The sequence below is a fragment of the Pseudarthrobacter cellobiosi genome, from assembly GCF_023913815.1.
Taxonomy (GTDB): Bacteria; Actinomycetota; Actinomycetes; order Actinomycetales; family Micrococcaceae; genus Arthrobacter; species Arthrobacter cellobiosi.
In genome coordinates, this window is record NZ_JAMXBK010000023.1 from 1 (window position 1) to 26,106 (window position 26,106).

The window sequence follows — 26,106 nt, forward strand, 5'->3', positions numbered from 1 at the left end:
TGGAACACTCAAGGGGCAGCGAGGCCCGGCACCCCAGCACGCCCTTCGCCCGCACAACGAGCCGAAACCGAATTCAGCTCATCCGCCCAGGCGGATCGGTGGATCAAGGTTTAGTGCCGCCCATGAAGGATGTCGGAGCGCCGAGGGATTGGTTGGTCAGATCGACCCATGCTCCTGTGGTGTTAACAATGACGTCGGCGGCGAAAGTGAAGGATTCTCCGGTCAGCTCATCGGTCAGTTCGATGCCGTCCTGGCGGATGCCCGATACGTTGACGTAGTTGCAGGACCGGGCGTTCTCGTTGGTACGCTCGCCGTCTTGAAGGAGGTCAAGCGTCATTCGTTCGGGATTGTGTACGGAAGCATCGAAGTAGGTGGCCGTGTTCTTAATCCCGGAATTGAGCCGAGGCAACTCGCGCAGGGCTTTCTTGCGTCCCTTGAACTCATGTCGGGGAACCGAACCCCCATCCCTGGAAAACGCATCGTAAAGACTTAATCCGACCTTGATGAGGAACGCTCCCCGCTCTTTCGGCCTGCACTGCTGTTTGTGGGTGAGGAAGCGGAGGGGAGCAGCGAGTACTCCGGAGAAAGTACTGAAAATAGGGATCGTGGTCTTCAGCGGCTTGACGTAGTGAGGAGCAAGGTTGAGCAGTGCGTTGCGCTCGGTCACAGATTCTTTCACCAGGCGAAATTCCCCGTTTTCCAGGTAACGGATCCCGCCGTGAATCATGTGCGAGGAGGCGCCGGATGCTCCCTGGCAGAAGTCGCCGCGTTCCACAAGGGCGACGTCGATGCCTTGCAACGCGAGATCGCGTAAGGTACCCACTCCGTTTACACCGCCACCGATAATCAGTACTTGCGCGCGGGGGGCGGTCCTGCAGGTTCGTGACGGACTGCCGGCGCTTCTTGGCATCGGGGAGCTGGGGAAGATGATGGTTGGTCAAAGCATTCCTCTTCTTGATGGGGCATCAGTGAGGCGACTTCGCGCCCGTTTTCGTCGTCATAGCTGTTGGTCGTTCTTGGCTTGCTGCACTGGTGGCCACGAAGCAGGCCCAGATCCGGAGTCGGTGGCAGTAGCGGATGCCCAGCGGTATGGCGTCGACTAGTCCCCCTCGGCCGGCTTGAGAGGAGAGAATGACCGGCTGGAGGGCATTTTGGGCGTGCTGATTCAGGTTCGGGCAGCTTGTGCTGCCCGAACCTTGCCCCTCTTCCGCCGGTTCTTAGCGATTAGCCCGCTACTGCCGCCTTAGCGTTGGCAAGCTCGATCGGACGGCCCTCCGCGATCGAGCGCTCGGCGGCCAAGCCCATGCGCACAGACTGAACACCGTCTGCAATGGTTACTTCCACCGGGCCTTCTCCCAGGATGGCTTTGCGGAAACCTAAGTGCTCGTAATACGTCGAACCATGGTGTGCACCGGCGGCCAGGACAGCCTCATCTACAGGAACTTCGTGGCTTTCGGGTCCCAGCGGTGACCGGGGACTGAATTCGACCACTGCTTCATGCTCATCGCCCTCGATCCAGTGGCTGGCGGCAACCGGGATGAGACATTCAATCTTTGCTTCATCTCCGATGATCGAAATCCGCTCCTGGAACTTGGAGCCCTCAGCGAACATGGAAAGATCCAGCATGGCCCTCTTTCCACTCTGAAAATCGACGATGACGAAGGCGTTGTCGATGATGTCCGGTGTCCGTCCCTGGTATTTCTCGTCCAGGTGATTCACATCGCTTCCGCCACTTGCGTAAATACGCGTGGGTTCGTCCTGCAGGATGAGGCGCATCAGGTCAAAGAAGTGGCAGCACTTCTCGACCAGAGTCCCGCCGGTCCGCTCATTGAAACGGTTCCAGTCTCCAACCTTCTCCAGGAACGGGAACCGGTGTTCGGTGATTGACAGCATCACGGGCCTACCAAGCCGACCGTTGTGCACCGCCTGAATGAGCTCCTGAACAGGAGGCATGTAGCGGTATTCCATTGCGACCCACACAGGGGCCGGGTAGGAGGCTGCAAGGCTTTCCAGTTCAGCGGCATCCTTCTCTGTGGTGCAGACCGGCTTTTCGACCAGCACGGCAAGTTCCCTGCCGCTGCTGAAGATGTCCTTAAGTATCTCCATGTGCGTGTCATTGGGGCTGGCGATGACGAGCGCATCCACGGTTGCGTGCTCCAGCAGCTCTTTGTGGCTGGTGAAGCTCTCCACGCCATATCCGATCTGGTCACGCGTCTTATCCAGGGATGACTGTTCAGGGTCCGAAACGGCCACGATCTGGCTCCCTGGGATGAGTGCCAGGTTCCGGACATGCTCCCTAGCCATGTGTCCAGCTCCAATCAGGCCATATCGGACTGTCCGTACTGATTCTTCGGTGCTCGGTGCTGACATGAGATGCTCCGCTTTCTCTACGTTGAGGGTGGGGTAAGCCTGAGTATTTACCCTAAGAACTATACAGAAAGTGTTGTCTTTCCAACATAGCGTGTGTATATTTCATCAGTATTAGCCGTTATCTACAACGAGGTGGACTGTGTCCGATACGTCATCAAGCGGAACCCTGCTGTTCGTGGGCTGCGCAACTCTCGACTCGATTGCGCTGGTATCGGAATACCCGACCGCTGACAGCCGGACGATCGCAGAGGACTTCGTCACCGCCGGCGGCGGGCCGGCAGCAACTGCGGCAGTGGCGGCAGCCAGGCTAGGAGCCCGGGCTGCCTTTGCCGGAATAGTCGGCGACGACGAAGAAGGGGACCGCGTCATCAGCGGGCTCAATGCAGAGGGCATAGACACAACCGCCGTTGTCCGCGATAAAAGTGTCCGGACTGGGGCGAGTGTCATTGTCGTTAGCCGCGAAAGTCAGAGCCGGGCTATCGTGACCCGGCCCCTTCCCCCTGTACGTTTCCCCGCAACGGGCGCATTCCGCGATGCGGTGGAAGCCGCCGCTTGGGTCCATGTGGACCACCTGGGGTGGGGTGCGGTGTCCGGATTCAAAGGACTCAACATCAGCGTGGACGCCGGTAATCCTATTCCGGGGTTCCATCCGGCCGAAGTGAGTCTCTACGTACCGACTATCGAGCAGCTGTCTTCAAGATACGGGGCTGACCTGGACGAAGTGGTGCTCCTGCAGCGGGCCATCGACGAAGGCGCCTCGTGCGTTGTGGCCACGGCAGGATCCCAGGGTTCGTGGGTACATCGGGGGACCGGAAGCGCGGTCCACGTCCCGCCGACTACAGCAACCATCGTCTCGACTCTAGGAGCCGGGGACGTCTACCACGGCGCCCTACTGGCAGCAGTATCGGCCGGTCTGGACTTGGTCGAAGCCGCAGCGGTAGCAGGCCAGGTGGCCACGACGTCCTGCGAGGGCCTTGATGGCCGGTCGATGATCCCACGGCTGACCCTCACAGCCTCCTCAACTTTTACTCAATCCGTCTAATTGAAAGAAGCAGTCATGTCACGTACCGATCTTTCCGCCCTCCAGCGCCCGTCTGGTGCCTTCGCCATGCTCGCCGTTGACCAACGTGAAGCCATGCGAAATATGTTCGCCGAACACCAGGATGAGCCCGTCACCGATGCCGACCTGACAAACTTTAAGCTGAACGCAGCTCGTATTCTTACGCCCTACGCTTCAGCGATCCTGATCGACAAGCAGTTCGCGCTTGATCAGGCTATTGAGGCTGGCGTCGTGGCCGACCAGTGCGGGCTAATTGCCTCAGCTGACCACTTCGAGACAGCCCACGGTGAACTGGTCGGGGAAGTCAGCATCGACCGCGAGGTTGAGCCCCACAAATACGCCGCACTGGGAGTCAAAGCGCTCAAGCTCCTCGTCCTCTACCGTCCGGACCAGCCTGCTGGGGGTCGAGTCGCGATGGTCAAGGAATTTGTGGAGCAGTGCCGCGCCGCAGGACTGATCAGCATCATCGAACCACTGTCCCGCAAACCGCTCGGTGGCGGCGAATTCGACTGGGACAAGGGAGTCATTGAGGCCGCAAAGGAACTGGGTTCACTCGGCGCCGACTTGTACAAGGCCGAAATTCCGTTCCATGGTCAGGCATCCGAGTCCGAGGTCCGCGCAGCGTGTGCTGAAATTACCCGCGCCGTAGACGGTCCCTGGGTGGTCTTGTCCTCCGGCGTCCCCGAAGACGTCTTCCCGGTTGCGGTGCGCTGGGCCTGCCTTGAAGGTGCCAGCGGCTTCCTTGCCGGCCGCGCCGTGTGGCTGTCATGCATTGGATCCGAGGATGTAATCCAGTCGCTGGAAACGGACGCCGTGCAGCGGCTGACCCGACTCTGCGACGTTGTCGATGAGGTGGTTTCGGCGCAGCGGACCATCGCATGAGCCAGGAAAACGCAAGCCCCGCGTCCTGATGCTCGCCACTGCCGGCCGACCTTCGTTATCGATGGTGACACCGCAGCAAATACGCAATTCCTACACCAGCACAATCAGTACTCAATGAGGAGAATACCGTGAACCAGATTTCCCGCCGACACGCACTCAGCCTGTTCGGGCTTGCCGGTATCGGCGTAGCCGCCGCGGGCTGCGCAGGACCCGGTGGCACTACTGCCCCGACAACAGGAGCGGGCGGCCCCGCTACCGGAGCCGTTACGGGTAAGGTGTCTTTCGCTCACTGGCGTGGCGAGGACAAAGTCGTTTTTGATGAGCTCATTAAGCGCTTCATGGATGCGAACCCGGGGACGACCGTAACGCAGGACATTTCTACCTCGAATGACTACAACGCGCAGGGGTTGCAGAAGGTCCGTGGGGCTGCGATCGGTGACGCGTTCGCCACTTTCCGGGGGTCGCAGTTCAAGAACTTCAACGAGGCCGGCATCTACACCGACTTGACGTCCACCAAGGCGGCCTCTCAGTACACGGACGAGTTGCTGGCTGCCGGAAAGAATGGGGACAAGGTCGTTGGCCTGCCCTATCAGGTAGTCTTCCCCATGCCGCTGGCAAACCTGGACCTGTTCGACAAAGCCGGAGCCAACCTGACCCCTAAGACGTGGGATGAATTCCTCGGCACCTGCGATTCACTCAAATCCTCCGGGGTCATACCGATCTCCTGGCCCGGCGGTGACGTCGGAAACGGCGGGCAGCTCTTCAACTGCATGATCGTCAACAACGCACCCGTAGTCGATGTGGGTACACAGATCGAGCAGGGAAAGCTCAAGCTCACTGACGACTGGTTCATCAGGATGCTCGAGCAGTACCGTGACCTGATCCCGTTTCTGCAGCCGAACGCCACGGGCACAGCGGTTGAGCCCGCACAGAACTTCTTCGCCCAGCAGCAGGCGGCGATGCTTGCCACCGGCTCATACCACATCGCAGCAGTCCGTAACCTCGGAGCGGCGTTCCCCATGGACCTCATCTTTCCCCAAACGACGACGTCCGGGACGCCCAAATTTGAAGGGGTCTACAACGCGACATTCATCCTTGGCGTCAACTCCGCCAGCGACGTCCAACCGGCCGCGATGGCCTGGGTCGACTTCCTGTCCACCCCGGAGAATGCCTCCTACTACGCCAACGGAACGGCGCAGCACGTCGCAGTGTCCGGCGTGGACTACACCAACCCCGATCTGCAGCGCATGAGCCCCTGGCTGAAGAAAAAGACGGCTTTGGCGCCAAGGTTCCAGTTCCAGAACCTCGATGTCCGGAATGCTGTAGAAGCCACGGCGACCTCCGTCATATCTGGCACTTCCCCCCAGCAGGCGGCGGAAGCAGCACAAAAGATCGTAGACGAACGGCTATGAGCGTCAACATTGGAGGGAAATCCTCGATAGCCAAGGGGAAAAAGTCTCCTCCCACACCGCCAGCCAGGAACGGCCGGCGCCGGTCGCCGACCCGTGTTAATCCGGCTCTCTATCTGTTTCCGTTGCCGGCTGTCGTCATTATCATGTTCTTCCTGGTCTTGCCGACTCTTCAGGCTTTCCAGTACGCACTGACCGACTGGAACGGGTTCTCCGCAGCCTTCAACTACGTGGGCCTGGATAACTTCGTTCGTGCCTTTACCAACGATTCACTGTTCGCCAACGCCATGGCGAACAACCTGAAGTTTATGCTGGTTGTGGTGATTGCACAGACCGCATTCTCGCTGATGCTCGGGCTGCTCCTGACAAAGAACTCCCGTAGCAGTGTCGCCTTGAGAGCAATCTTCTTCTTTCCGACGATCCTTTCTTCAGTCTCCGTGGCGTTCATCTGGAAGTTCATCTACGACCCGAACTTCGGGCTCGCGAACTCCGTTTTGGGAGCCATCGGACTTCAAGGGCTGCAGGGGTCATACCTGGGCGACAACGCGCAAGCCCTCTACTGGGTGGCCGTCACTCAGGTCTGGTTCCATGCCGGGCAGATGATGGTGGTCTATGTCGCCGGCCTTCAGGCCATCCCCAAGGAACTATACGAGGCCGCGGAGATGGATGGCGCCGGTAAGTGGGAGCGGTTCAAAACGATTACCTGGCCCTTCGTGGCCCCGGCCACTGCCATTGTTGTCGCCTACACAACGATTCAATCTTTTAAGGCCTTTGATTTGATCCTCGGCATCGCAGGAAACCCTCCAAAACAGTCTCTGGACATCCTTTCAACCCGGATCTACAGCACCTTCGCCAATTCCGACTTCGGCTACGCCGCTGCCCAGTCAATCATCTTTATGGCCATGATCGCATTCGTCACTTGGCTCCAGCGTCGACTACTACGCCTTACCCAGAAGGAGGCATAGCGTCATGTTCGCCTCAATATCCCGCCGCGGTATCCTCGCCATCTATACCGTCATCATTCTCGTCCCATTGACTGTGGTGATCTTTGGCAGCTTCAAGTCCACGCAGGAGCTCTTCGAAGGACCTTTCAATCTCCCTCAATCTCTGGCGCCCACCAACTTCGCTGAGGTTATGACTGGCCAGGATATGGGCCAGTCGTTCATGAACAGCACCATAGTCACCCTGGTGTCCGTGCCTCTGACGTTGTTTCTGGCCAGTCTCGCCGGATACGGCGTGGCAAGGATCAGAGGATTCTGGTCAGCCGCGATATTCGGATTCCTCGTCTTGGGTATGGCCATCCCCGCACAGGCAAACATGGTGCCTCTCTATGTACTCTTTGGACGCCTCGGGCTGTTGGATAACCTCACCGGCCTCATTCTGGCAAATGTCGTTTCCACCTTGCCGATCGCGGTGTTCATTCTCGGAGGATTCATGCGCACCCTTCCCCAAGAGCTCTATGAAGCCTCCTCGATTGACGGTACCGGCCCGTGGAAGACTTACTCTTCGATCGTGATGCCACTGTCCACGCCGTCCCTGGCGGCGGCGGGGATCTTCCTATTCGTCATTCACTGGAACGAACTGCTGTACCCGCTCCTGTTTATCCAGTCGCCCGCAAACAGGACACTCCCGTTGGCGCTGCTTAGCTTCCAGGGGGAGTTCCAGACCAATTATCCGCTGCTCTTCTCTGGGGTCATCCTGGCATCCCTGCCCGTTGTTCTGGCCTACATATTCCTTCAGCGCTACTTCGTCGCCGGAATCACATCGGGCGCGACCAAGGGATGAAATTGGAGGAATATCCTGCCCTGACACGGGCAAGGTGGGATGACCAACTGGTTTCACTGTCTCATCTTGCGGAAAAGCTTGGCGTGGACACCATAGTCCTCAGGGATCCACCGAACCTGTCGTGGTTCACGGGCGCGAGATGGCACGTTCCGCTCACGCTGAACACCGCCTGTTTTGACGTTGTTCTCACTGGCTTGGGACCCGGCACTATCCCTGAGGTTCGTGTCGTCACCAACGCCATCGAAGCTCCACGGCTGCGTGATATTGAGTTCGCGGGCCAAGACGTCGAGTTTAACGTCGTGCCCTGGACGGAGAACCGAGCGTCACGGCTGCCGACGGGACGGTCAGTGGCAGTCGACACCGGTGATGGTGCATCGCTTGACGTCCGGGCGGATTTGGCAGGGCTCCGCAGAATCCTCAACCAAAAACAACGCGCCGATCTCACGGATCTAAGCGCAGACTTGGCGCGGATTACCGGGGACGTTGTCTCGGCCCTACGACCGGGAATCACCGAGCAGAACATCGCCGGGACCCTGATCGCGGCATTGCTGAAGGAGGGAATCGAGTGCGTCGCGATTTTCGTCGGAAGCGATGAAAGGATTGGCGCGCACAGGCACCCCCTGCCGACGAGCAACACGGCGCACGACAGGGTCATGGTCGCATGCTGTGGGCGGCGCCGCGGACTCGTCGGCTCGATCACCCGGATGGCTTCCTTCAGACCACTGCGCAACGAGGCCCGCAAATACGCCGCGCTTCTTGAGGTAGAACGCGCGTTTCTCGATCACAGCAAACCCGGGGCTGTCCTTGGAGAAGTGTTTTCCAGGGGGGCAAACGCCTACGCAGCGAATAGGTTTGATCCGGACGAGTGGCACAGACACCACCAGGGAGGCATCACCGGCTACAGCCCGCGTGAGCTGATCGCCACTCCAGATACGGACCTGGTCCTTCAAGAGGGGATGGTCCTCGGATGGAACCCCTCCGCGGCCGGCTTCAAAGTCGAAGACACGGCACTGGTCACCGCCACCGGCGTGGACATACTCACTGCCGACAGCCGGTGGCCGACATTGAACATCGGGGGTCGGGAACGCCCCGACCTCCTGGAACTTTAGAAAAGAGAGACACGTGAACCTGAAAGAAGCCCAGCACCTGGTAAATGGCACTTGGTACGCAGGTGACGCGAGCAAGGACGTCATTGATCCGGGCAACGGCGCTGTCGTGGGCCAGGTGTCGTGGGGATCTGCAGTGGACGCCACTGCTGCAGCCGACGCTGCAGCAGCTGCCTTCCCCTCATGGTCCCGGACCACGGGACGTATCAGGGCAGACCTTCTCCGCAATGCTGCACACCTTCTGGCTGAGCGCAGAGATGAGCTCGCCCATGTTCTCGCGCTGGAAGCCGGCAAGAGACTGCCCGAAGCCCAGGGCGAGGTTGATTTCTCAGTCGAATACTTCCGTTGGTTCGCTGAGGAATCCCGCCGCTCCACTGGCACCATCCGGCCCCCCGAGATGAACGGCCGCAGGCACATGTCCGTGCGCAAGCCCATCGGCGTCGCATTGAGTCTCACCCCATGGAACTTCCCGGTATCGATCCAGGCACGCAAACTGGCTGCGATGCTCGCTGCTGGTTGCTCCGTGGTGGGTCGAGTATCTGAAAAGGCACCCCTGGCGGCAACCGGCCTGTTCGAAGTTCTGGTCGATGCCGGGTTCCCTGCGGGAGTCGTTAATCTGGTACATGGCCCCTCTCGAGAAACAACGGCCGCCCTGCTCGAGCATCCTGCGGTCAGGGCCGTCAGCTTCACTGGATCAACTGGCGTAGGCGCCCAGATCATGGGACAGGCGTCGGGGCGGATCGTCCGACCCTTGCTCGAGCTGGGCGGAAACGCCCCGTTCATTGTTTTTGACGACGCCGATCTGGACTTGGCGGTGGAAGGCGCCGTTCTGGGGCGTCTACGCAACACCGGCCAATCCTGTGTTGCCGCCAACCGGTTCCTGGTACAAGAGGGCGTTGCTGAAGAGTTCACTGCTCGGCTGGGAGAGCGTTTTGACGCCATGACCATCGGCCACGGGGCGCCCATGGACGGTTCTGCGGTGCCTGACCTGGGACCTGTCATCGACAACGACCGGGTCGCAGCCGTCCAGGCGCTCATTGATGACGCCATTGACCGGGGCGCCCGGCGTGTCACCAAAAGGACCGACGTTCCAGCAGGCGGCTCCTTCCTCGCACCGACGCTGCTGGCAGATGTTCCCGGCGATGCTCGCTTGATTACCGAAGAAGTCTTTGGGCCTGCTGCTGGCGTCGTCACGTTCTCCGATGAGCAAGACGCCGTCGAGAAGGCGAACGCAACCGAGATGGGCCTGGCAGCCTACCTGTGGACTCAATCGCCGAAGCGGAGCTGGGAGCTTCCGGAACGTATAGAAGCAGGAATTGTCGGCGTCAATGACCCCCTGCCCTCCGTTGCTTTTGCGCCGATGGGCGGGGTCAAACAGTCCGGTCTGGGTAGGGAAGGTGCCGAACTGGGAATGGAAGAGTTTGAGGAGGTTCAGTACGTGGCCTGGAAGCCGTAATGACCACAACTGTTCTGGTGCTAGTTTCCGTCTTTGTGGGGGCGGGTATGCAGCGATTTACGGGAATGGGCTTTGCACTGGTTGCCGCACCGTTTCTCGTTCTCCTCCTGGGGCCCGTCGAAGGCGTCATTCTGGTCAACCTCTGTGGCGCGGTCACCGCTGGAGCAATCATCTTCAGGGTCTTCCGCGACGTGAACTGGAGGACATACGGCATCCTGACTGCGGCTGCAGTGGTCGGTATCGTCCCTGCCTCATTCGCTGTCAGAATAATGCCCCCCGCGGTACTCGAAATAGGAATCGGCCTTCTGCTTGCTGCTGGATTGACGGTTTTGCTGGCCATGCGGTCAGCCCACCTGGCTCCACGACGTCGGTTCCTCTGGGCCGCGGGTGCGATGAGCGGATTCATGAACGCCTCCGCCGGCGTCGGGGGGCCGGCCGTCAGTATCTACTCTCTGGCAACCAGATGGCCGCACCGTTCATTCGCAGCAACCATGCAGCCCTACTTCTTCACCATTGGTTCGTTGTCTCTCGTGGCCAAGGCAGCAACCACACCGGCTCAGTTTCCCGATATCCCTTGGCACATGTGGGTCGCGATCTCGGTGGCCTGTCTGGTTGGTCTTGGAGTTGGCGAACTGTTTGCCAAACGGGTTTCCCCTAAGGCTGCCCAGATTGTCCTCATCGTCCTGGCATATCTAGGCGCGGCAGCAACGGTGACGCGGGGAGTCTTCGACACCATTGCCTAGCTGTGCCAAGGGCAACCACAGATGACTACACAACCAAAGCAGCAAAGCACAAGAAGTACCGAACAATAACCAAAAGGAAAACCATGAGTGAATCAACCAGTACAGTCAACACAATCACGGTGGCCGTCGGAGACGCCGAGCCCATCACCCTACGAGTGGGTGGCCCCGAGCTTGCTGTCATTCGCTTGGAAGTAGCCGACAACGCGTGCTGCCATCATCCGCATTCAGCGACGCAACCAGGCTCCTACACCTACACCGAGCAGGCGGCGCGAAAGTCCTAGCCATCTATTCCTTCCCTAGTTACTTCTTTCCCGGCAGCATGCTGATGTTCGTAAACTGACATACAATGTTGAAGAACCGTCAATGACGTTCCTGGGGCATTCCTATACGAACGCTCTTGCCGTTTCGGCTTGCTGCCGTGTAAGGAGTAACTTGAACCTCAAATCCTGCTTTAAGGCGTACGACGTGCGCGGCGTCGTCGGCGAAACCATAACCACGGAAATCGTGGAAGCGGTGGGAGCCGCTTTCGTAGACGTCTTTGGCTTAAGTGGTGAGACCATCCTGGTGGGTGGGGATATGCGGCCTTCGTCTGAAGACTTCATTCAGGCGTTCTCCAACGGCGCTGTCGCCCGCGGAGCTTCCGTTACCGTCCTCGGCCTTATCTCAACAGATGAGCTCTATTACGCCTGCGGAGCCTGGGATAAGGCGGGCGTCATCTTCACGGCCAGCCACAACCCGGCCGGCTACAACGGGATCAAAATGGCCAAGGCCGGTGCTATTCCAGTGTCAGCCGAAAGTGGCCTTGACGATATCCGGATTCGTGCTGAGCACTACCTCCAGGTTGGGATCGGGGCACTTCCTGATTGTGGAGACGTCAGCCACAGCAACGTACTGGGTGAGTACGCCAGGGCTCTGCGCAGTCTCGTGGATCTGAGCGCAATCCGACCGCTGAAAGTGGTTGTTGATGCAGGCAATGGCATGGCCGGACTAACCGCACCGGCGGTTTTGGGCGATGACATCCTCCCCGCCCTCCCGTTGCAGCTCGTCCCGCTCTACTTTGAGCTGGACGGTTCGTTCCCCAACCATCCCGCAAATCCCCTGGAGCCGGAAAACCTTCGCGATCTCCAGCGGGCAGTCATAGAAGAGCAGGCCGACTTGGGTCTTGCCTTTGATGGAGACGCTGACCGCTGCTTCGTTGTGGACGAAAACGGAAATGCGGTTTCGCCATCGGCAATCACAGCGCTCATCGCCACTCGTGAAATAGCACGCGCAACTGCCGCCGGTGAAGCGGAGCCGGTCATCATCCACAACCTCATCACCTCACGGGCAGTTCCGGAAATCGTGTCAGCCGCAGGAGGGCGACCTGTTCGGACACGAGTGGGCCACTCGTTCATTAAGGCTGAAATGGCCGCTAACTCCGCTGTTTTCGGAGGAGAGCATTCAGGTCACTACTATTTCCGTGATTTCTACAACGCAGACACGGGCATGCTCGCAGCCCTGCATGTTCTCGCTGCCCTTGGAAGTCAGGAAGAGCTGTTATCGGAACTGGCTCGGGAGTTTGACCCCTACGCTGCCAGCGGCGAGATCAACTCCGTGGTCCCGGAACCGCTGGAAACAATGAATCGGGTACGGGCAGAGTTCGATGACGTCCGCGTCCTGATCGATGATCTTGACGGAATGAGCTTCACCGCGGCATCGGGGGACTGGTGGTTCAACCTCCGGCCTTCCAATACAGAACCGTATTTGCGGCTGAACGCGGAGGGCATCGACGTCCCGACCATGGAATCAATACGGGACAAGGTTCTTACATTGATCCGGCAGTAGCCAGAACCAGGCCATCGGCCACAGCGGTGTTCCCCCACGCCCGCCAGTCATCACCCCCTCGTCACTTGCCATGGCGCCCGTGCGCAATGGCAGGTGCCTGTACTCAGGAAACCTTCGCGCTCCCGGGCGCCGGCAGAGGCGGCTCGGTTTGCTCCGAGATACGCAGGGCCAGTATGGCTGCGGCCTCTTCCAGCCAATGGCCTGGGCTGCTGATGGCTGCCTCGACGCTTCCGGCCGTCTCCGCGAGAGAGACGGCGGTAGTGAAGTGCTCGGTTCCGGCCCGGATCGATCCGGCAACCAAGGCGGTCCTGATGCCAGCAGCATCGGCAAGGCCTGCCAGTTCGGTCGGAACCTTTCCCGCTGCGGACTGGCCGTCATAGCAGCCTTCGCCGGTGATCAGCAGATCGCTTTCCAGAAGCAGGGACCCTATCTGAAGAGCCTAGGCAACCGCCCTAGCGCCGGGAACCAGCTGCGCGCCCCAGGCGTGAAGGCCAAAGCCGGTCCCCCCGCAGCGCCTGCGCCGGAGATATCAGGCGATGCATGAGTGATCTTCCCAGCAAAGCCGGCGAGTCTGCATTCATAAGCGGACCTGTCTGCTGCCGAAATTCCTTTCTGCGCGCCAAATACAGCTACCGCGCCTTCCTCACCCAGCAGGGGGCTGGTGACGTCTGTGATGACGACCACCCCTCCGGGCGGGAGAGGCCGAACAGCCGAAAATCAGCTACAACGAGAGAATCCAGACCCAGTTGCCAGCAGGGATTTCGCACCCTTCTGAACTAAGAAATCGGGCTCCCAAAGCGGAGAGCGCTCCCGTACCGACGTCAGTGGAACAGCTGCCACCGATTCCAAGAATGAGCCCCTGCACGCCGAAGTCAAGCGCTGCCGCTATAGCCTGTCCAAAGCCGACCGTGTGCGCATCCGGAACCAACTCGCTGAGCAAGGTAATGCCGCTCGTGTTTGCAAGTTCAACAACACCTCGACCGTCGGCCAGCAACAGCCATTCTGCCGAAACGGGATCTCCCGCGGGGCCGGTGACCCTGACGGGCATCCGCCGGGAGTCAGGATACGCTGCCTCGACGGCGTCCAGGGTGCCTTCGCCCCGTCGGCCATAGGAGTCAGCTGCACGGTGTCGCCTGGCCTCATGCGGAGCCAACCGGAAGCGATCGCCGAGGATGCTTCAAAGGAGGTTGCCGAGCCCTTGAACGAATCAGGGGCAACGAGCACCCGCAGGTCCGGGAGGCTCATACGCTCAGGACCACGTTGACGGGTGTCTGGCCTGAAAGCAGCAGGTTAATTTGCCGTTCCAGGAGCCGTGCCATTCTCGGAAGCATTGCGGAACTGGCTCCGCCGACGTGAGGGGTAATGATTACTCCCGGTGTCCGCCAGAGCGGGTGTTCCGAGGGCAACGGTTCCGGATCTGTTACGTCTAGCGCTGCCCGAAGCCTGCCGGTGGACGTGTGCCTTACCAGCGCCTCGGTATCGGCCACCGGTCCTCGGGCGATGTTGACCAGGAGCGAGCCGTCAGCCATGGCCGACAGGAAGTCATCATCGATAAGGTGCCGTGTCCCCGGAGTCAAAGGGACTCCAACTATGACAATGTCCTGCAGGGGCAGCAGCTCCGGCAGTTGCGCCATCCCATGGATGGTGCCGCGCTCATCCGTCCGTTCGTTCCTTGCAACGCGGGTTACATGCGTTTCGAAGGGCAGCAGCCGCTCTTCAATGGCCTTTCCTACGCCGCCGTAGCCGACAATAAGAACCCGCCGGTCTGCGAGGCTGGGGCTGGTTAGTTGCTTCCACTCGCCCCGGTCCTGTTGCCGGACATATTCTGGTAGGCTTCGCTGGCTCGCAAGAAGCAATGCCAACACCAGTTCGGCAGTAGACGTCTCATGGACGCCCGCAGCATTTGCAAAAATGCTTCCCTGGGGAAGGACCTCTGCCACGCCATCAAAACCAATGGATTGGCTCTGAACAAGGCTTGTAGTCACTCCGTCGAGGGCTCTTAGGAGATCTATCCTGCCCATGTAGGGCGGTACGACGATGTCAATCACCGGTCGCGGGGGCGGTTCCGTCATGTCCCAAACTAAGAACTCTGCTTCCGGGCGGCCGGTCAGATAGGGCAAGATTTTTTGATCTGGCAAGCTGACGCTCAGTGTGCGGCTCATGAGGCCACAATCAACTGAACGGATGCAGCTTCCAGGGCTTCTGCAATTTCGAGCGGTGGCGGAGCATCCGTGACAAGGACGTCAACGTCGCTGAATGCCGTCAGTCGGGCCAAAGCAGAACGCTGCATTTTCTGATGAGTCGCTACTACAACGACGCGCTCGGCGGCCGCCATAAGGGCTATTTTCGTCGAGCGCTCAAGGTCGCGTTCGATATAAAAAGCCTCGTCATGAATTCCGCTCACGCCTATGAAAGCGGTTCTAGCACGGAGTCCCTCTGCAGCTGTGGTCGTCATTGGACCTGTAAACGCTTGGCTATCGATTAGCAGCTCACCGCCGAGGCATATAGTTCGAGCTGCAGTGAGCTGCATGCATCGCTGGATTGTGGGTACGGAATGAGTGATTATCGTTCCGGTGAACGAGGAGGATAATTCGTTCGCGATTTGAAAAGTCGTCGTACCCGCGTCGAGAATGATGGCGTCCTGGCTGCCAATCAGGGACAGGCAAGCCACGGCAACCCTGTGCTTGGCGTCCGCGTCTTCCCTTACCCTGGCAGCAAAATCTGCCGTCTGGCCCGGCATCGCTGTTCCGCTGACTCCACCATGGACGACGCGGACAAGCCCGCGTTTGGCCAAGACACGCGTATCGCGTCGTACCGTCATGTCAGAGACTTCAAAACTTTCGGCCAGCTCGGTAGTAGAGATGAAGCCACGTCGCCCCAGTTGATCCAGGATCGCTGTCTGGCGTGGTGTCAGCCGAACAGCACTACTAGGCCCCATGAGACATCATCCTCGAACCCTAATGTGGCAGGGGGTGGTTGACCCTTGCCCGGCGGCTCCGCCGTTTTCCAACGTTGACATTCTTGCTCCCGCTTTTCTCCCTGCCGTGGACGGTGATCCACGGGAATTGTCTCACGCGCCCATGTTATCAAATTAACACAAAGTGTCGGAAAGTCACCATAGCTCCATGCCTGGTTCAGTTCAGGCGCCGGCGCGGACACTGCCAGCGCCTCTGTTCTTGAGGGCCGGGTGTCTTGATGGTGGACGTCTCTACAACTTTCCTATGGGCGCGGTGTATCAGCCCGGTACGGTCGATGGCCGGGCTCGATATGTCCGAATTTCAACATTTCATGGTCGATTTCCTTCATTTGGCGTAGGATCGGAAACAGTCGCTGTTCAGTGGCTGCAATAGAACAGAGAGGAAACAACATGATGTGGCTGAACAGTGCCGCTCACGCGCGATGGCTCGAAGCGGAAACCGATCGGCTTATCAATTTCGCCGCAGGTTCAAAGGTTCCGACGGGATTCGGCTGGCTCGATAACAAAGGCGCGGTATTCACCGACAAGGCGACCCATCTCTGGATTACCGCGCGGATGATCCACAGCTTCGCTGTCGCCGCCCTGATGGGACGCCCGGGTGCAGCGACACTCGTCGACCATGGAATCGCCGCGCTCAACGGAGTTTTCCATGATGATGAGTTCGGCGGTTGGTACGCTGAGGTCGACGAGAACGGGCCGGTGAACGACACCAAGTCCGGCTACCAGCACTCCTTCGTGCTCCTCGCTGCTGCCAGCGCGGTTGCGGCGGGGCGCCCCGGAGCCCGAGAACTGCTCGACGAGGCGCTGCGGATAGCTGACACGAAGTTCTGGGACCACGAAGCCGGCATGTGCCTTGACTCGTGGAACCGCGACTTCACGGAGACTGAGGCATACCGTGGTGGGAACGCGAGCATGCACTCAGTCGAGGCGTACCTTATTGTCGCTGATGTGACTGGGGAGAACCGCTGGCTCGAACGAGCCCTTCATATCGCCGAGGTGCTTATCCACAAATTTGCGCGCAACAATAACTACCGGGTCTTCGAGCACTTCGACCCGGAGTGGAACCCGCTGCCGGAGTACAACGCCGATGACCGGGCCAGCCAATTCCGAGCGTACGGCGGAACCCCCGGCCACTGGACCGAGTGGGCGCGCCTGCTCCTCCACGTCCGCGCCGGGCTTGAAGCTCGTGGGATGGAGGTCCCAGCCTGGCTACTTGAAGACGCGCGAGGCTTGTTCGACGCTGCCATCCGCGACGCGTGGGAGCCGGACGGTCATCCTGGATTCGTATACACGGTCGACTGGGAAGGCAAGCCGGTTGTCACGACCCGCATTCGCTGGGTTCCCGCCGAGGCAATCGGGGGTGCGGCAGCTCTTTACAGCGCCACCGGCGACAAGAAGTATGCGGACTGGTACGAGCGGATTTGGGACCACGTCCGCGACTGGTTCATCGACTACGAGCACGGATCTTGGAAGCAGGAGCTCGACGAGAACGGCAATGTCACCTCGACCGTCTGGTCCGGTAAGGCTGACATTTATCACTTGTGGCACTGCCTGGTGGTCCCGCGTCTTCCGCTGGCGCCCGGGCTTGCTCCGGCAGTCGCGGCAGGCCTGCTGGATGCACGGCTTAGTGCAATCGAGCAAGTCAAGGAACCCGTCGCCCGCTGAGGCCGAAGTCCCGCGGAGGCCTTGGTTCAGACTTCTGCGGGACTTGGCCTGTTGGACGACGAGTGCCTTGTAGCTATGGATCGGGAAGGCCTCTTCTAGCTTCGATCAACGGTGCAGCCGGCGGCGCTTATCCAGGCCGCGGCTCGCTACCCAGCAGACGGCCCATAAGCCGACGCCGAGCCAAAGGGTCTCCGTGACGTTCGGGGCCATGCTGAACGAGGCAAGGATGTGGGGGAAATCGAAGACCAAGAAGGCGGTACCGACGAGGGCGACCATGACGGCCCTGGCGTTCATCTTGTGTCCCCTCTCGGACTGCGTAGACATTTCCCACAGCGTATCGCTGTGGTCAACGCCCACGGTTTGCACAGTCCCCTAATGGGGTCCCTCTAGGACCATCCGTGAGCTGGTGCAGACGACTTTGAACATTCCGTGCAGAGGACTTCGGAAACTGACGCCGTTGTCCACCGCTGCCGGGCCAGTCTGGAATTTAGTAGGAAGTCCGAGTATATTCGCTTGCAGAGATGACCTGGATCACATGCGAAGGAGCATTGCATCATGGTGCGCGAACTATCCCATTACGTAGACGGACAACGGGTGACGGGGACCTCCGGCCGCTTCAGTGACGTTTTTGACCCCTGCACGGGCCAAGTTCAGGCGCATCTGCCCCTGGCAAGCGGGGAGGAGGTACGGAACGTGGTGGCCGCCGCCGAGAAGGCACAGGTCCAGTGGGGCGCCATGAACCCGCAGCGCCGCGGCCGGATCCTGCTTAAATTCGTGGACCTCGTCAACGAGAACATGGATGAACTCGCCACGCTGCTGTCCTCCGAACACGGGAAGACCTTCGCCGATTCCAAGGGCGATATCCAGCGCGGCATTGAAGTAGTGGAGTTCGCGGCGGGAGCCCCGCACCTGCTCAAAGGCGAGTTCTCCGACGACGCCGGTGCAGGCATCGACGTCCACTCGCTTCGCCAGCCACTTGGGGTGGTCGCGGGCATCACCCCGTTCAACTTCCCGGCCATGATCCCCCTGTGGAAGTCTGGCCCGGCCCTCGCCGCCGGAAACGCCTTCATCCTCAAGCCCTCCGAACGGGACCCCTCGGTTCCCCTGCGCCTGGCCGAACTGTTCACGGAGGCCGGGCTACCGGACGGGGTGTTCAACGTGGTCAACGGGGACAAGGAGGCCGTTGACGCGCTGCTGGAGGATCCCCGCGTGAAGGCCATCGGCTTTGTGGGTTCAACGCCCATCGCCCAGTACATCTACGCCACCGCGGCCGCCCACGGGAAGCGGGCCCAGTGCTTCGGCGGGGCCAAGAACCACATGGTGATCATGCCGGACGCGGACCTGGACATGGCTGCCGACGCCCTGATCGGCGCCGGCTTCGGTTCCGCCGGCGAGCGCTGCATGGCCATTTCCGTGGCCGTCCCGGTGGGGGAGAAGACCGCGGACGCGCTGGTATCCAAGCTGGCCGAGCGCGTCAAACACCTCAGGGTAGGCCACAGCCTGGACAAGGACTCGGACTTCGGGCCCGTGGTGGCGGCGAGTGCCAAGGAACGGATCGAGGGCTACATCCAGTCCGGCGTGGACGAGGGTGCCACCCTGCTGGCCGACGGTCGCGGCCTCAGGGTGGAAGGCTATGACGACGGCTTCTGGGTGGGACCTACGCTCTTCGACCACGTCACCAAGGACATGAAGATCTACCAGGAGGAAATCTTCGGCCCCGTCCTCAGCGTGCTCCGTGCCGCCGATTACGACGAAGCCCTCCGGCTGTGCTCCGAGCACGAATTCGGCAACGGCGTGGCCATCTTTACCCGCGACGGCGACGCCGCCCGGGACTTCGCCAGCCGGGTGGAGGTGGGCATGGTGGGCATCAACGTGCCCATTCCGGTTCCTATCGCCTATTACACGTTTGGCGGCTGGAAGGCGTCCGGGTTCGGCGACCTGAACCAGCACGGCGCCGACGCGTTCCGTTTCTACACCAAGACCAAGACAGTCACCACGCGCTGGCCTTCCGGCATCCGCCAGGGTGCCAGCTTCATCATGCCGGAAGGCAGCTGATGACGGAGGTTCTGTTCGAGAAGCGCGGCCACCTTGGCGTCATCACGCTCAACCGGCCCAAAGCCGTCAACGCCCTGAATGCCGGCATGGTGGACGCCCTGCTGGCGCAGCTGACCGCCTGGGCGGACGACGACGGCGTGGCCACTGTCCTGGTGCACGGCGCCGGCGAGCGTGGCCTCTGCGCCGGGGGCGACATTGTGGCGATCTACCGGGACATCCTTGGCGGCGGTACGGAAACTGCTGACTTCTGGCAGAACGAATACCGGCTGAACTCCCTCATCGCCGCCTACCCCAAGCCCTATGTGGCCTTTATGGATGGCCTCGTGCTGGGCGGCGGCGTGGGAATCTCCGCGCACGGCTCGGTGCGGGTGGTTACCGAACGGACCCGGACAGGAATGCCGGAGACCACCATCGGGTTTGTGCCCGACGTCGGCGGGACCTGGTTGCTGGCGAAGTCACCTGGGCAAACCGGCACGCATGCGGCCCTGACGGGAGCCCACCTGACCGGGGCGGATGCCGTTTTCCTGGGTCTCGCGGACCACTTTGTCCCGTCGGGGAGCCTGCCGGAGTTGGCGGCGGCGCTGGAACTCGAAAGTGCGGAAGCCGCCGTCGTCCGCTTTGCCCAGGACCCGCCGCCCTCCGGGCTGGAGGCGCAGCGCGACTGGATCGATGCCGCCTATGCCAGTGATGACGCTGAGGACATTGTCCGGCGGTTGCGGACCTTGGGCGGCGCGCCGGGCGGGGAGCCTGGGTCTGAAGCAACCGAGGCCGCTACGACCATCGAGGCGAAGTCCCCTACGGCTGTGAAGGTGACCCTGGAGTCTCTCCGCCGGGCCAAGGAACTGACGCTGGACGAAGCGTTGGCGCAGGAATACCGGGTGGGGCTTCGGTTCCTGGCCGCGCCGGACTTCCGCGAAGGGATCCGCGCGCAGGTGGTGGACAAGGACCGTACGCCGCAATGGAAGCCGGCCACGCTGCACGAGGTGCACGAGGCGGACGTGGAACGGTTCTTCGCGCCGCTGGGGGACCGGGAGCTCAACCTGCACACAAAGGAGCCGGACAATGCCTGAACAAACTACCGTTGCTTTCCTGGGCCTGGGCCACATGGGCGGGCCCATGGCAGTTAACATGGTTCGTGCCGGCTACACCGTGGCGGGCTTCGACGTGGTCCCCGCCGCCCTGGCGGCCGCCCAAACGCACGGTGTCCCCACGGCGGCCAGTCCGCTGGACGCCATTGCCGGTGCCGACGTTGTACTGACCATGTTCCCCAGCGGCCAGCATGTGCTGGACGCCTACCGCGGCGCGGAGGGACAGCCGGGCCTGCTGGCCGAGGCCAAGCCGGGGACCATGTTCCTGGACTGCTCCACCATCAACGTTGACGAGGCACGGGAAGCCTCCGCGCTCGCCATTGCGGCCGGCCACCGGGCTGTGGACGCCCCGGTCTCCGGCGGTGTGGTGGGTGCGGAAGCCGGCACGCTGACCTTTATGGTGGGCGGCGAGGCGGCGGATTTCGAAGCTGTCCGGCCGCTGCTCGAGGTGATGGGCAAACGGGTGGTCCACTGCGGCGGGCACGGCGGCGGCCAGGCCGCCAAGATCTGCAACAACCTCATCCTGGGGGTCTCCATGATCGCGGTCAGCGAAGCCTTTGTGCTGGGCGAGAAGCTGGGCCTGACGCACCAGGCGCTCTTCGACGTCGCCTCCAACGCCTCCGGACAATGCTGGGCCTTGACCACCAACTGCCCTGTTCCCGGACCGGTCCCCACCAGCCCCGCCAACCGCGACTACCAGCCGGGCTTCGCGGGGGCGCTGATGGCGAAGGACCTGCGGCTGGCGCTGAATGCGCTGGAAAGTGCCGGGGTGGCGGCCCGCCTGGGACCGCTCGCCTCGGAAATCTACGATACGTTTGCCGCTGAAGGCGGAGCCGGCCGGGACTTCTCCGGAATCATTACGGACATCCGCGACAAATCGCAGCACTAGCACCATCTGCAGCACCAGCAACTCGCGAAAACAGCTGAAAGGTCAGGCATGACGGAGTACACGAACATCTTGGTGGCACAGCGCGGCCGGGTAGGCCTGATCACGCTCAACAGGCCGGAGGCGCTGAACGCCTTGGACAAGGCCACCATGGAGCAGCTCGTGGCAGCAGTCTCCGCCATGGACGCCGATCCGGGCGTGGGCGCGGTGGTGATCACCGGCTCGGGAAAGGCGTTCGCGGCCGGGGCCGACATCAAGGAAATGGCGTCGCAGGGCTACATGGACATGTACGCCGCAGACTGGTTCCGGGGCTGGGAGGACTTCACCCGGCTGCGGATCCCTGTCATCGCGGCCGTGTCCGGCTTCGCCCTGGGCGGCGGCTGCGAGCTGGCCATGATGTGCGATTTCATCATCGCCGGGGACAACGCCAAGTTCGGCCAGCCGGAGATCAACCTCGGCGTGCTGCCGGGCATGGGCGGTTCGCAGCGGCTCACCCGCGCGGTGGGCAAGGCCAAGGCCATGGACATGATCCTCACCGGGCGCTTCATCGGCGCCGAGGAGGCCGAACGCTCCGGCCTCGTCTCACGAGTGGTGCCCGCGGAGAGCGTGGTGGAGGAGGCGCTCAAGGCCGCGGAGGTCATCGCGTCCAAGTCCAAGCCCGTGGCCATGCTCGCGAAGGAAGCCGTCAACGCGGCCTTTGAAACGGGACTCGCCCAGGGGGTCCTGTTCGAACGCCGGATCTTCCACTCGCTCTTCGCCAGCGAGGACCAGAAGGAAGGCATGGCCGCTTTTACGGAGAAGCGCCAGCCCGAGTTCAACCACCGCTGACCCACCCCGTACCCATCCATTGCTCCGCAACGGCCCTTTTCAGCGCCCTAAAGGGCAGTTACGGAGCAACCGACAGGGATTCCCGGTGGGCGGTAACGTCTGCGGCCAGTTCCTCGGCCATCAGATGGTTGTTGATCACGACGGCGGTCCACGCCCCTGCCGCCGCGGAGGCCAGGACCTGCGCGCGCATGTCCGTCACGTTGCCCGCCGCCCACACCCCCGGGACCGCGGTGGCGCCGTCGGCATCGGTCTCCAGGAAGTCCCCGATCCCCATTGGATAGGTTGCCGGCTCGAGGCCAAGCCCGGCGAAGGCATCCAGCCGTGCGCGCACCTGGGGTCCCACCACCACCGCGTCCACGGCGATCTCGGGTCCGCCAGCCAAGGCGACGCCGCGCAGGACGTCCTGCTCCACCCGCAAGGATTCAACGGCACCCGCCACCACCCTGATGCCCCGGGCGGCCAACTGCTCCGACTCGTCGTCGGTGGGCAGGGTCAGGTCGTTCAGGAAGAGGGTGATGTTGCCGCTCCACTGCCGGAAGAGCAGGGCCTGGTGCACGGACCAAGGACCGTTGCCCAGGATGCCGATGGCCTGGTCCTGCACTTCCCAGCCGTGACAGAACGGGCAGTGCAGCACATCCTTGCCCCAGCGCTCGCGGAGCCCGGCAATCTCCGGCAGTTCGTCCACCAGCCCGGTGGTGATCAGCAGGCGGCGCCCGCGGATCACGCTGCCGTCCGCCAGGGTCACGGAAAAACCGTCGGAGGCATTGCCCGCAGCGGCAACGGCCTCGCCCTCCACTAGCCGTGCGCCGTAGTGCTGGGCTTCGGCACGTCCGATCCTCAGGAGTTCGGCGGGGCTGACACCATCGCGGGACAGGAATCCGTGGACCCCTTGGGCGGGGGCGTTGCGGGGTTCGCCGCTATCAACCACCACCACGGAGCGGCGCGACCGCCCCAACATTTGCGCGGCGCTCAGGCCGGCGGCCCCTCCACCGGTGATCAGGACATCGTACGTGTTGTCATTTTCTGTTCTCATGCCTCCATGGTTCGCGGCACCTGCTCCGGGTGGCAAGTAAATTTGCTGGAATGGCAAACTGGGAACATGGATGAAGCATTCGACGACGTGCTGGCAGCGGTGGGGCCGCGGCTCAGGGCCCTCCGCCGCAACAGCAACACCACCCTGGCGGCCCTCGCCGAGGCCACCGGGATTTCAGTCAGCACACTTTCACGGCTGGAATCCGGTCAGCGCCGCCCCAACCTGGAGCTGCTGCTGCCTCTGGCCAAAGCGCACCGGGTCCCGCTGGACGAACTCGTCGGGGCTCCCGCCACGGGCGATCCCCGCCTGCACCTGCGCGCCATGGTCCGCCACGGCATGACCATCATCCCGCTGACGAGGCGGCCCGGCGGGATCCAGGCCTACAAGCACATCCTGCCGGCCGGCACGCCGGACCAGCCGGACCCCCAGGTCCATGAGGGGTACGAATGGCTGTATGTGCTCAACGGAAAACTCAGGATGGTCCTGGGCGGCCAGGACCTGGTGATGGGTCCCGGCGAAGCAGCCGAATTTGATACCCGGGTACCCCACTGGTTCGGCCGGGCGGACACCGAAGCGGTGGAGTTCCTCAGCCTCTTCGGAACCCAGGGCGAACGCATGCACGTGAGAGCCATACCGCGCTCCTAGACCCGTTGGGCCGCCAAACGCTAAGGGACGCCCTTAGCCCGTGAAGTCCCCGGCATTCCGGCGGAACGTGCCCAGGATACGGACCAGCTGGTCCACATCGGCCGCGTCGAAACCTGACTGGCCAAACACCTCGGTGTTGAGCACCGCCGTCGCGCGTTTGGCAACGATCCGCCCCTCCGCGGTGAGCTCGATCAGGGTGGTGCGGCCGTCCGTGGGATGCGGCGAACGGGCCACCAGTCCCGAGCCTTCCAAACGGTCGACGGCGTTGGTCACCGAGGTGGGATGGACCTGGAGCAGGGCGCTCGCCTTGTTCATTGGCAGCGCGCCGCTGCGGGCGAAGCTGAGGAGCGCGAGCAGTTCGTAGCGGGCGAATGTCAGCCCGCACGGCTTCAGGGCGCCCTCGATCCGGGCCAGCAGGATCTGCTGGGTGCGCATGATCGCGGTGATCGCAGCCATGGGAGCGGCGACGTCGGCCCAGCCGTGCTCCTCCCAGTTCCGTTGGGCGTCCGCGATGGGGTCCCGGGGCAGTGGCGCGGCCATCCTCAGCCCTTCAGCCCCGGGAAATCCGCCTCGGCGTACTCCACGCCCAAGCCGTCGGGATGGGCGCCCCCGCCATGCCGGAGCTCCTCATTGTGCCGCAGCTCCACACGGCGGATTTTGCCCGAGATGGTCTTGGGCAGCGCCGCGAATTCCAGCCGCCGGATCCGCTTGAACGGCGCCAGGTGTTCGCGGCAGTACCGCAGGATGTCCTCCGCCAGCTCCGGCCCCGGCTCCAGTCCCGACACCAGGACAACATAGGCCTTGGGGACGGAGAGCTTAAGCGCATCCGGTGACGGAACCACAGCCGCTTCGGCCACGGCGGGGTGTTCCAGCAGCACGCTCTCCAGTTCGAACGGCGAGAGCCGGTAGTCGGAGGATTTGAAGACGTCGTCGTCGCGGCCCACGTAGGTGATGACACCGTGTTTGTCCCGGCTGGCCATGTCGCCCGTGTGGTAATAGCCGCCGCGGAACGCCTCGGCAGTCCGTTCCGCGTCCCCATAGTAGCCCTTCATCAGCCCCACCGGCCGGGGGTCCAGGCGGAGGCACAGCTCGCCGTCTTCGGCTTCTTCCCCCGTGTTCGGATCCACCAGCACAACGTCGTAGCCGGGAAGCGGCCGCCCCATGGCGCCGATGGTGACCGGCTGGCTGGGCGTGTTGGCCACCTGGACGGTGGTTTCGGTCTGGCCGAAGCCGTCCCTGATGGTCTGGCCCCAGGCGCGCTGGACCTGTTCGATCACTTCGGCGTTCAGCGGTTCGCCCGCGGAGACCACCTTGGTGGGCGGGGTTTTCAGCACTTTCAGGTCCGCCTGGATCAGCATCCGCCAGACCGTGGGCGGGGCGCAGAAGCTCGTGACGTGCTCGCGGTCCATCTGCTCCATCAGGGCACGGGCGTCGAACCGTTCGTAGTTGTACACAAAAACGCACGCCTCGGCGATCCACGGGGCGAAGAAATTGGACCACGCGTGCTTGCCCCAGCCCGGCGATGCCACATTCAGGTGCACGTCGCCGGGTTCCAGGCCGATCCAGTACATAGTGGAGAGGTGCCCCACCGGGTACGACGTATGGGTGTGCTCCACCAGCTTGGCCTTCGACGTGGTTCCGGAGGTGAAATACAGCAGCAGCGTCTCGTCCGCGTGGGTGGGGGCGTCGGCGGTGAAGGTGACTGCCGCCGTCGTCGAATCCGTGTACTGGAGGGCCCCGGGGGTGCTGGCTGAACCGCCACCGGCGGCGATTTCGATCAGTTTGTAGTTCCCGGGGACGCCGGCAAACTTACCGATGTTGGAACGTCCGACGGCGGCCCAGCCCGCCTCGCCGCGCTCCACGCGTTCGGCCAGGTCCTCCGGACCCATCAGGGTAGTGGTGGGGATCAGGACGATGCCCAGCTTGATGCCGGCCAGCATCAGCTCCCAGAGCTCCACCTGGTTGCCCAGCATGATGATCATCCGGTCCCCGCGGCGCATGCCCTGGCTTCTCAGCCAGGTGGCCACCTGGCTGGAACGGGCGGCCAGGTCCGCGAAGCTCCGGCGGGTGGCCGAACCGTCCTGCTCCACGATGACCAGGGCCGGATTGTTGGCCTTCTCAGGATCGGCGGCGATCTGATCGAACCAGTCGAGGGCAAAGTTGAATTCCGTGAAGCGCGGCCACACGAACTCGCGCCTGGCCTGGTGGTAGTCGGAATGCAGAGTCAGCAGGCGGTCGCGTGCCTCGCGGAAGTCATCGGTGACTGACATGGGGGACACCTTTCGTCCAGTGAT

The 26,106-nt window shown here is 62.1% G+C and carries 25 protein-coding genes and 2 pseudogenes; 16 read left to right on the forward strand and 11 right to left on the reverse strand.

All coding sequences use genetic code 11. The features are described from left to right. Positions 1-109: 109 nt before the first annotated feature. Positions 110-941: pseudogene (locus NG701_RS09140) on the reverse strand (FAD-dependent oxidoreductase); the annotation flags it as partial. A gap of 283 nt (positions 942-1,224) precedes the next feature. Continuing rightward, positions 1,225-2,370 (reverse strand): Gfo/Idh/MocA family protein, encoded by a 1,146-nt coding sequence (locus tag NG701_RS09145; RefSeq protein WP_252566726.1) that lies wholly within the window; start codon positions 2,368-2,370, stop codon positions 1,225-1,227. Between the two features lie 139 nt (positions 2,371-2,509). On the opposite strand from NG701_RS09145, the gene NG701_RS09150 reads away from it, so the two are divergent. From NG701_RS09150 to NG701_RS09195, 10 genes are all read left to right on the forward strand, one after another. Further along, on the forward strand, positions 2,510-3,412 hold the full coding sequence (locus NG701_RS09150; protein ID WP_252566729.1) for a PfkB family carbohydrate kinase: 903 nt from the start codon (positions 2,510-2,512) through the stop codon (positions 3,410-3,412). A gap of 15 nt (positions 3,413-3,427) precedes the next feature. Next, positions 3,428-4,312 carry an aldolase gene (locus NG701_RS09155; protein ID WP_252566732.1) on the forward strand — a complete coding sequence of 295 codons (885 nt, stop codon included), beginning with the start codon at positions 3,428-3,430 and terminating at the stop codon, positions 4,310-4,312. Positions 4,313-4,440: 128 nt separating this feature from the next. Then, entirely contained in the window at positions 4,441-5,724 is a 1,284-nt protein-coding gene (locus NG701_RS09160; protein WP_252566734.1) for an ABC transporter substrate-binding protein, read from the forward strand. Beyond that, positions 5,721-6,686 carry a carbohydrate ABC transporter permease gene (locus NG701_RS09165; RefSeq protein ID WP_252566737.1) on the forward strand — a complete coding sequence of 322 codons (966 nt, stop codon included), beginning with the start codon at positions 5,721-5,723 and terminating at the stop codon, positions 6,684-6,686. The genes NG701_RS09160 and NG701_RS09165 overlap by 4 nt, the downstream gene beginning before the upstream one ends. Positions 6,687-6,690: 4 nt before the next feature. Beyond that, complete coding sequence (locus NG701_RS09170) at positions 6,691-7,506, forward strand: carbohydrate ABC transporter permease (RefSeq protein WP_252566739.1); 816 nt, start codon at positions 6,691-6,693, stop codon at positions 7,504-7,506. An 83-nt stretch (positions 7,507-7,589) separates the two neighbouring features. Continuing rightward, positions 7,590-8,615 (forward strand): M24 family metallopeptidase, encoded by a 1,026-nt coding sequence (locus NG701_RS09175; RefSeq protein WP_252566742.1) that lies wholly within the window; start codon positions 7,590-7,592, stop codon positions 8,613-8,615. A gap of 13 nt (positions 8,616-8,628) precedes the next feature. Then, on the forward strand, positions 8,629-10,068 hold the full coding sequence (locus tag NG701_RS09180) for an NAD-dependent succinate-semialdehyde dehydrogenase (protein ID WP_252566744.1): 1,440 nt from the start codon (positions 8,629-8,631) through the stop codon (positions 10,066-10,068). Then, entirely contained in the window at positions 10,068-10,811 is a 744-nt protein-coding gene (locus NG701_RS09185) for a sulfite exporter TauE/SafE family protein (protein ID WP_252566747.1), read from the forward strand. Before NG701_RS09180 ends, NG701_RS09185 begins: the two co-directional genes overlap by 1 nt. 83 nt (positions 10,812-10,894) lie before the next feature. After that, positions 10,895-11,092, forward strand: coding sequence for a hypothetical protein (locus NG701_RS09190; protein ID WP_252566750.1), 198 nt, complete (start codon positions 10,895-10,897; stop codon positions 11,090-11,092). 82 nt (positions 11,093-11,174) lie between these two features. After that, complete coding sequence (locus NG701_RS09195; protein ID WP_252566751.1) at positions 11,175-12,635, forward strand: phosphomannomutase/phosphoglucomutase; 1,461 nt, start codon at positions 11,175-11,177, stop codon at positions 12,633-12,635. Positions 12,636-12,738: 103 nt separating this feature from the next. On the opposite strand, the gene NG701_RS09200 is transcribed toward NG701_RS09195, so the two are convergent. The 5 genes and pseudogenes from NG701_RS09200 to NG701_RS09220 all read right to left on the reverse strand — a co-directional run bounded on the left by NG701_RS09200 (position 12,739) and on the right by NG701_RS09220 (position 15,573). Continuing rightward, positions 12,739-13,065, reverse strand: coding sequence for a glycerate kinase (locus NG701_RS09200; RefSeq protein WP_308292595.1), 327 nt, complete (start codon positions 13,063-13,065; stop codon positions 12,739-12,741). Then, positions 13,062-13,319 carry a glycerate kinase gene (locus tag NG701_RS09205; protein WP_252566754.1) on the reverse strand — a complete coding sequence of 86 codons (258 nt, stop codon included), beginning with the start codon at positions 13,317-13,319 and terminating at the stop codon, positions 13,062-13,064. Before NG701_RS09205 ends, NG701_RS09200 begins: the two co-directional genes overlap by 4 nt. 37 nt (positions 13,320-13,356) lie before the next feature. Further along, positions 13,357-13,880: pseudogene (locus NG701_RS09210) on the reverse strand (glycerate kinase). Beyond that, positions 13,877-14,797 (reverse strand): 2-hydroxyacid dehydrogenase, encoded by a 921-nt coding sequence (locus NG701_RS09215; RefSeq protein WP_252566757.1) that lies wholly within the window; start codon positions 14,795-14,797, stop codon positions 13,877-13,879. Before NG701_RS09215 ends, NG701_RS09210 begins: the two are co-directional and overlap by 4 nt. After that, positions 14,794-15,573 (reverse strand): DeoR/GlpR family DNA-binding transcription regulator, encoded by a 780-nt coding sequence (locus tag NG701_RS09220; RefSeq protein ID WP_252566760.1) that lies wholly within the window; start codon positions 15,571-15,573, stop codon positions 14,794-14,796. Before NG701_RS09220 ends, NG701_RS09215 begins: the two co-directional genes overlap by 4 nt. Before the next feature lie 429 nt (positions 15,574-16,002). Here NG701_RS09220 and NG701_RS09225 point away from each other — a divergent pair, with 429 nt between their 5' ends. Continuing rightward, positions 16,003-17,277 (forward strand): AGE family epimerase/isomerase, encoded by a 1,275-nt coding sequence (locus NG701_RS09225; RefSeq protein WP_252566763.1) that lies wholly within the window; start codon positions 16,003-16,005, stop codon positions 17,275-17,277. A gap of 105 nt (positions 17,278-17,382) precedes the next feature. Here the strand turns inward: NG701_RS09225 and NG701_RS09230 are convergent, their stop codons facing one another. Then, positions 17,383-17,601 carry a hypothetical protein gene (locus tag NG701_RS09230; protein ID WP_252566765.1) on the reverse strand — a complete coding sequence of 73 codons (219 nt, stop codon included), beginning with the start codon at positions 17,599-17,601 and terminating at the stop codon, positions 17,383-17,385. A gap of 231 nt (positions 17,602-17,832) precedes the next feature. Between NG701_RS09230 and NG701_RS09235 the strand changes: the two genes are divergently transcribed. The 4 genes from NG701_RS09235 to NG701_RS09250 are packed head-to-tail and all read left to right on the forward strand — an operon-like array spanning position 17,833 to position 22,134. Beyond that, a complete protein-coding gene (locus NG701_RS09235; RefSeq protein ID WP_252566768.1) occupies positions 17,833-19,332 on the forward strand; it encodes a CoA-acylating methylmalonate-semialdehyde dehydrogenase in 1,500 nt (499 codons plus the stop codon). Next, entirely contained in the window at positions 19,332-20,402 is a 1,071-nt protein-coding gene (locus NG701_RS09240) for an enoyl-CoA hydratase/isomerase family protein (RefSeq protein ID WP_252566771.1), read from the forward strand. The genes NG701_RS09235 and NG701_RS09240 overlap by 1 nt, the downstream gene beginning before the upstream one ends. Further along, positions 20,395-21,309, forward strand: coding sequence for a 3-hydroxyisobutyrate dehydrogenase (gene mmsB, locus NG701_RS09245; protein WP_252566774.1), 915 nt, complete (start codon positions 20,395-20,397; stop codon positions 21,307-21,309). The genes NG701_RS09240 and mmsB overlap by 8 nt, the downstream gene beginning before the upstream one ends. Positions 21,310-21,357: 48 nt before the next feature. After that, positions 21,358-22,134, forward strand: coding sequence for an enoyl-CoA hydratase (locus tag NG701_RS09250; protein ID WP_252566777.1), 777 nt, complete (start codon positions 21,358-21,360; stop codon positions 22,132-22,134). Between the two features lie 58 nt (positions 22,135-22,192). On the opposite strand, the gene NG701_RS09255 is transcribed toward NG701_RS09250, so the two are convergent. Beyond that, positions 22,193-23,167, reverse strand: a complete 975-nt coding sequence (locus NG701_RS09255) for an NAD(P)/FAD-dependent oxidoreductase (protein WP_252566779.1) — start codon at positions 23,165-23,167, stop codon at positions 22,193-22,195. 66 nt (positions 23,168-23,233) lie between these two features. Here NG701_RS09255 and NG701_RS09260 point away from each other — a divergent pair, with 66 nt between their 5' ends. Then, positions 23,234-23,812: a helix-turn-helix domain-containing protein gene (locus tag NG701_RS09260; RefSeq protein ID WP_252566782.1), complete on the forward strand. Its 579-nt coding sequence runs from the start codon at positions 23,234-23,236 to the stop codon at positions 23,810-23,812. Positions 23,813-23,845: 33 nt separating this feature from the next. Here NG701_RS09260 and NG701_RS09265 read toward each other — a convergent pair whose 3' ends face one another. Continuing rightward, on the reverse strand, positions 23,846-24,352 hold the full coding sequence (locus tag NG701_RS09265; protein ID WP_252566785.1) for a MarR family winged helix-turn-helix transcriptional regulator: 507 nt from the start codon (positions 24,350-24,352) through the stop codon (positions 23,846-23,848). Positions 24,353-24,354: 2 nt separating this feature from the next. Continuing rightward, positions 24,355-26,082, reverse strand: a complete 1,728-nt coding sequence (locus tag NG701_RS09270) for an AMP-binding protein (protein WP_252566788.1) — start codon at positions 26,080-26,082, stop codon at positions 24,355-24,357. Positions 26,083-26,106 lie beyond the last annotated feature (24 nt).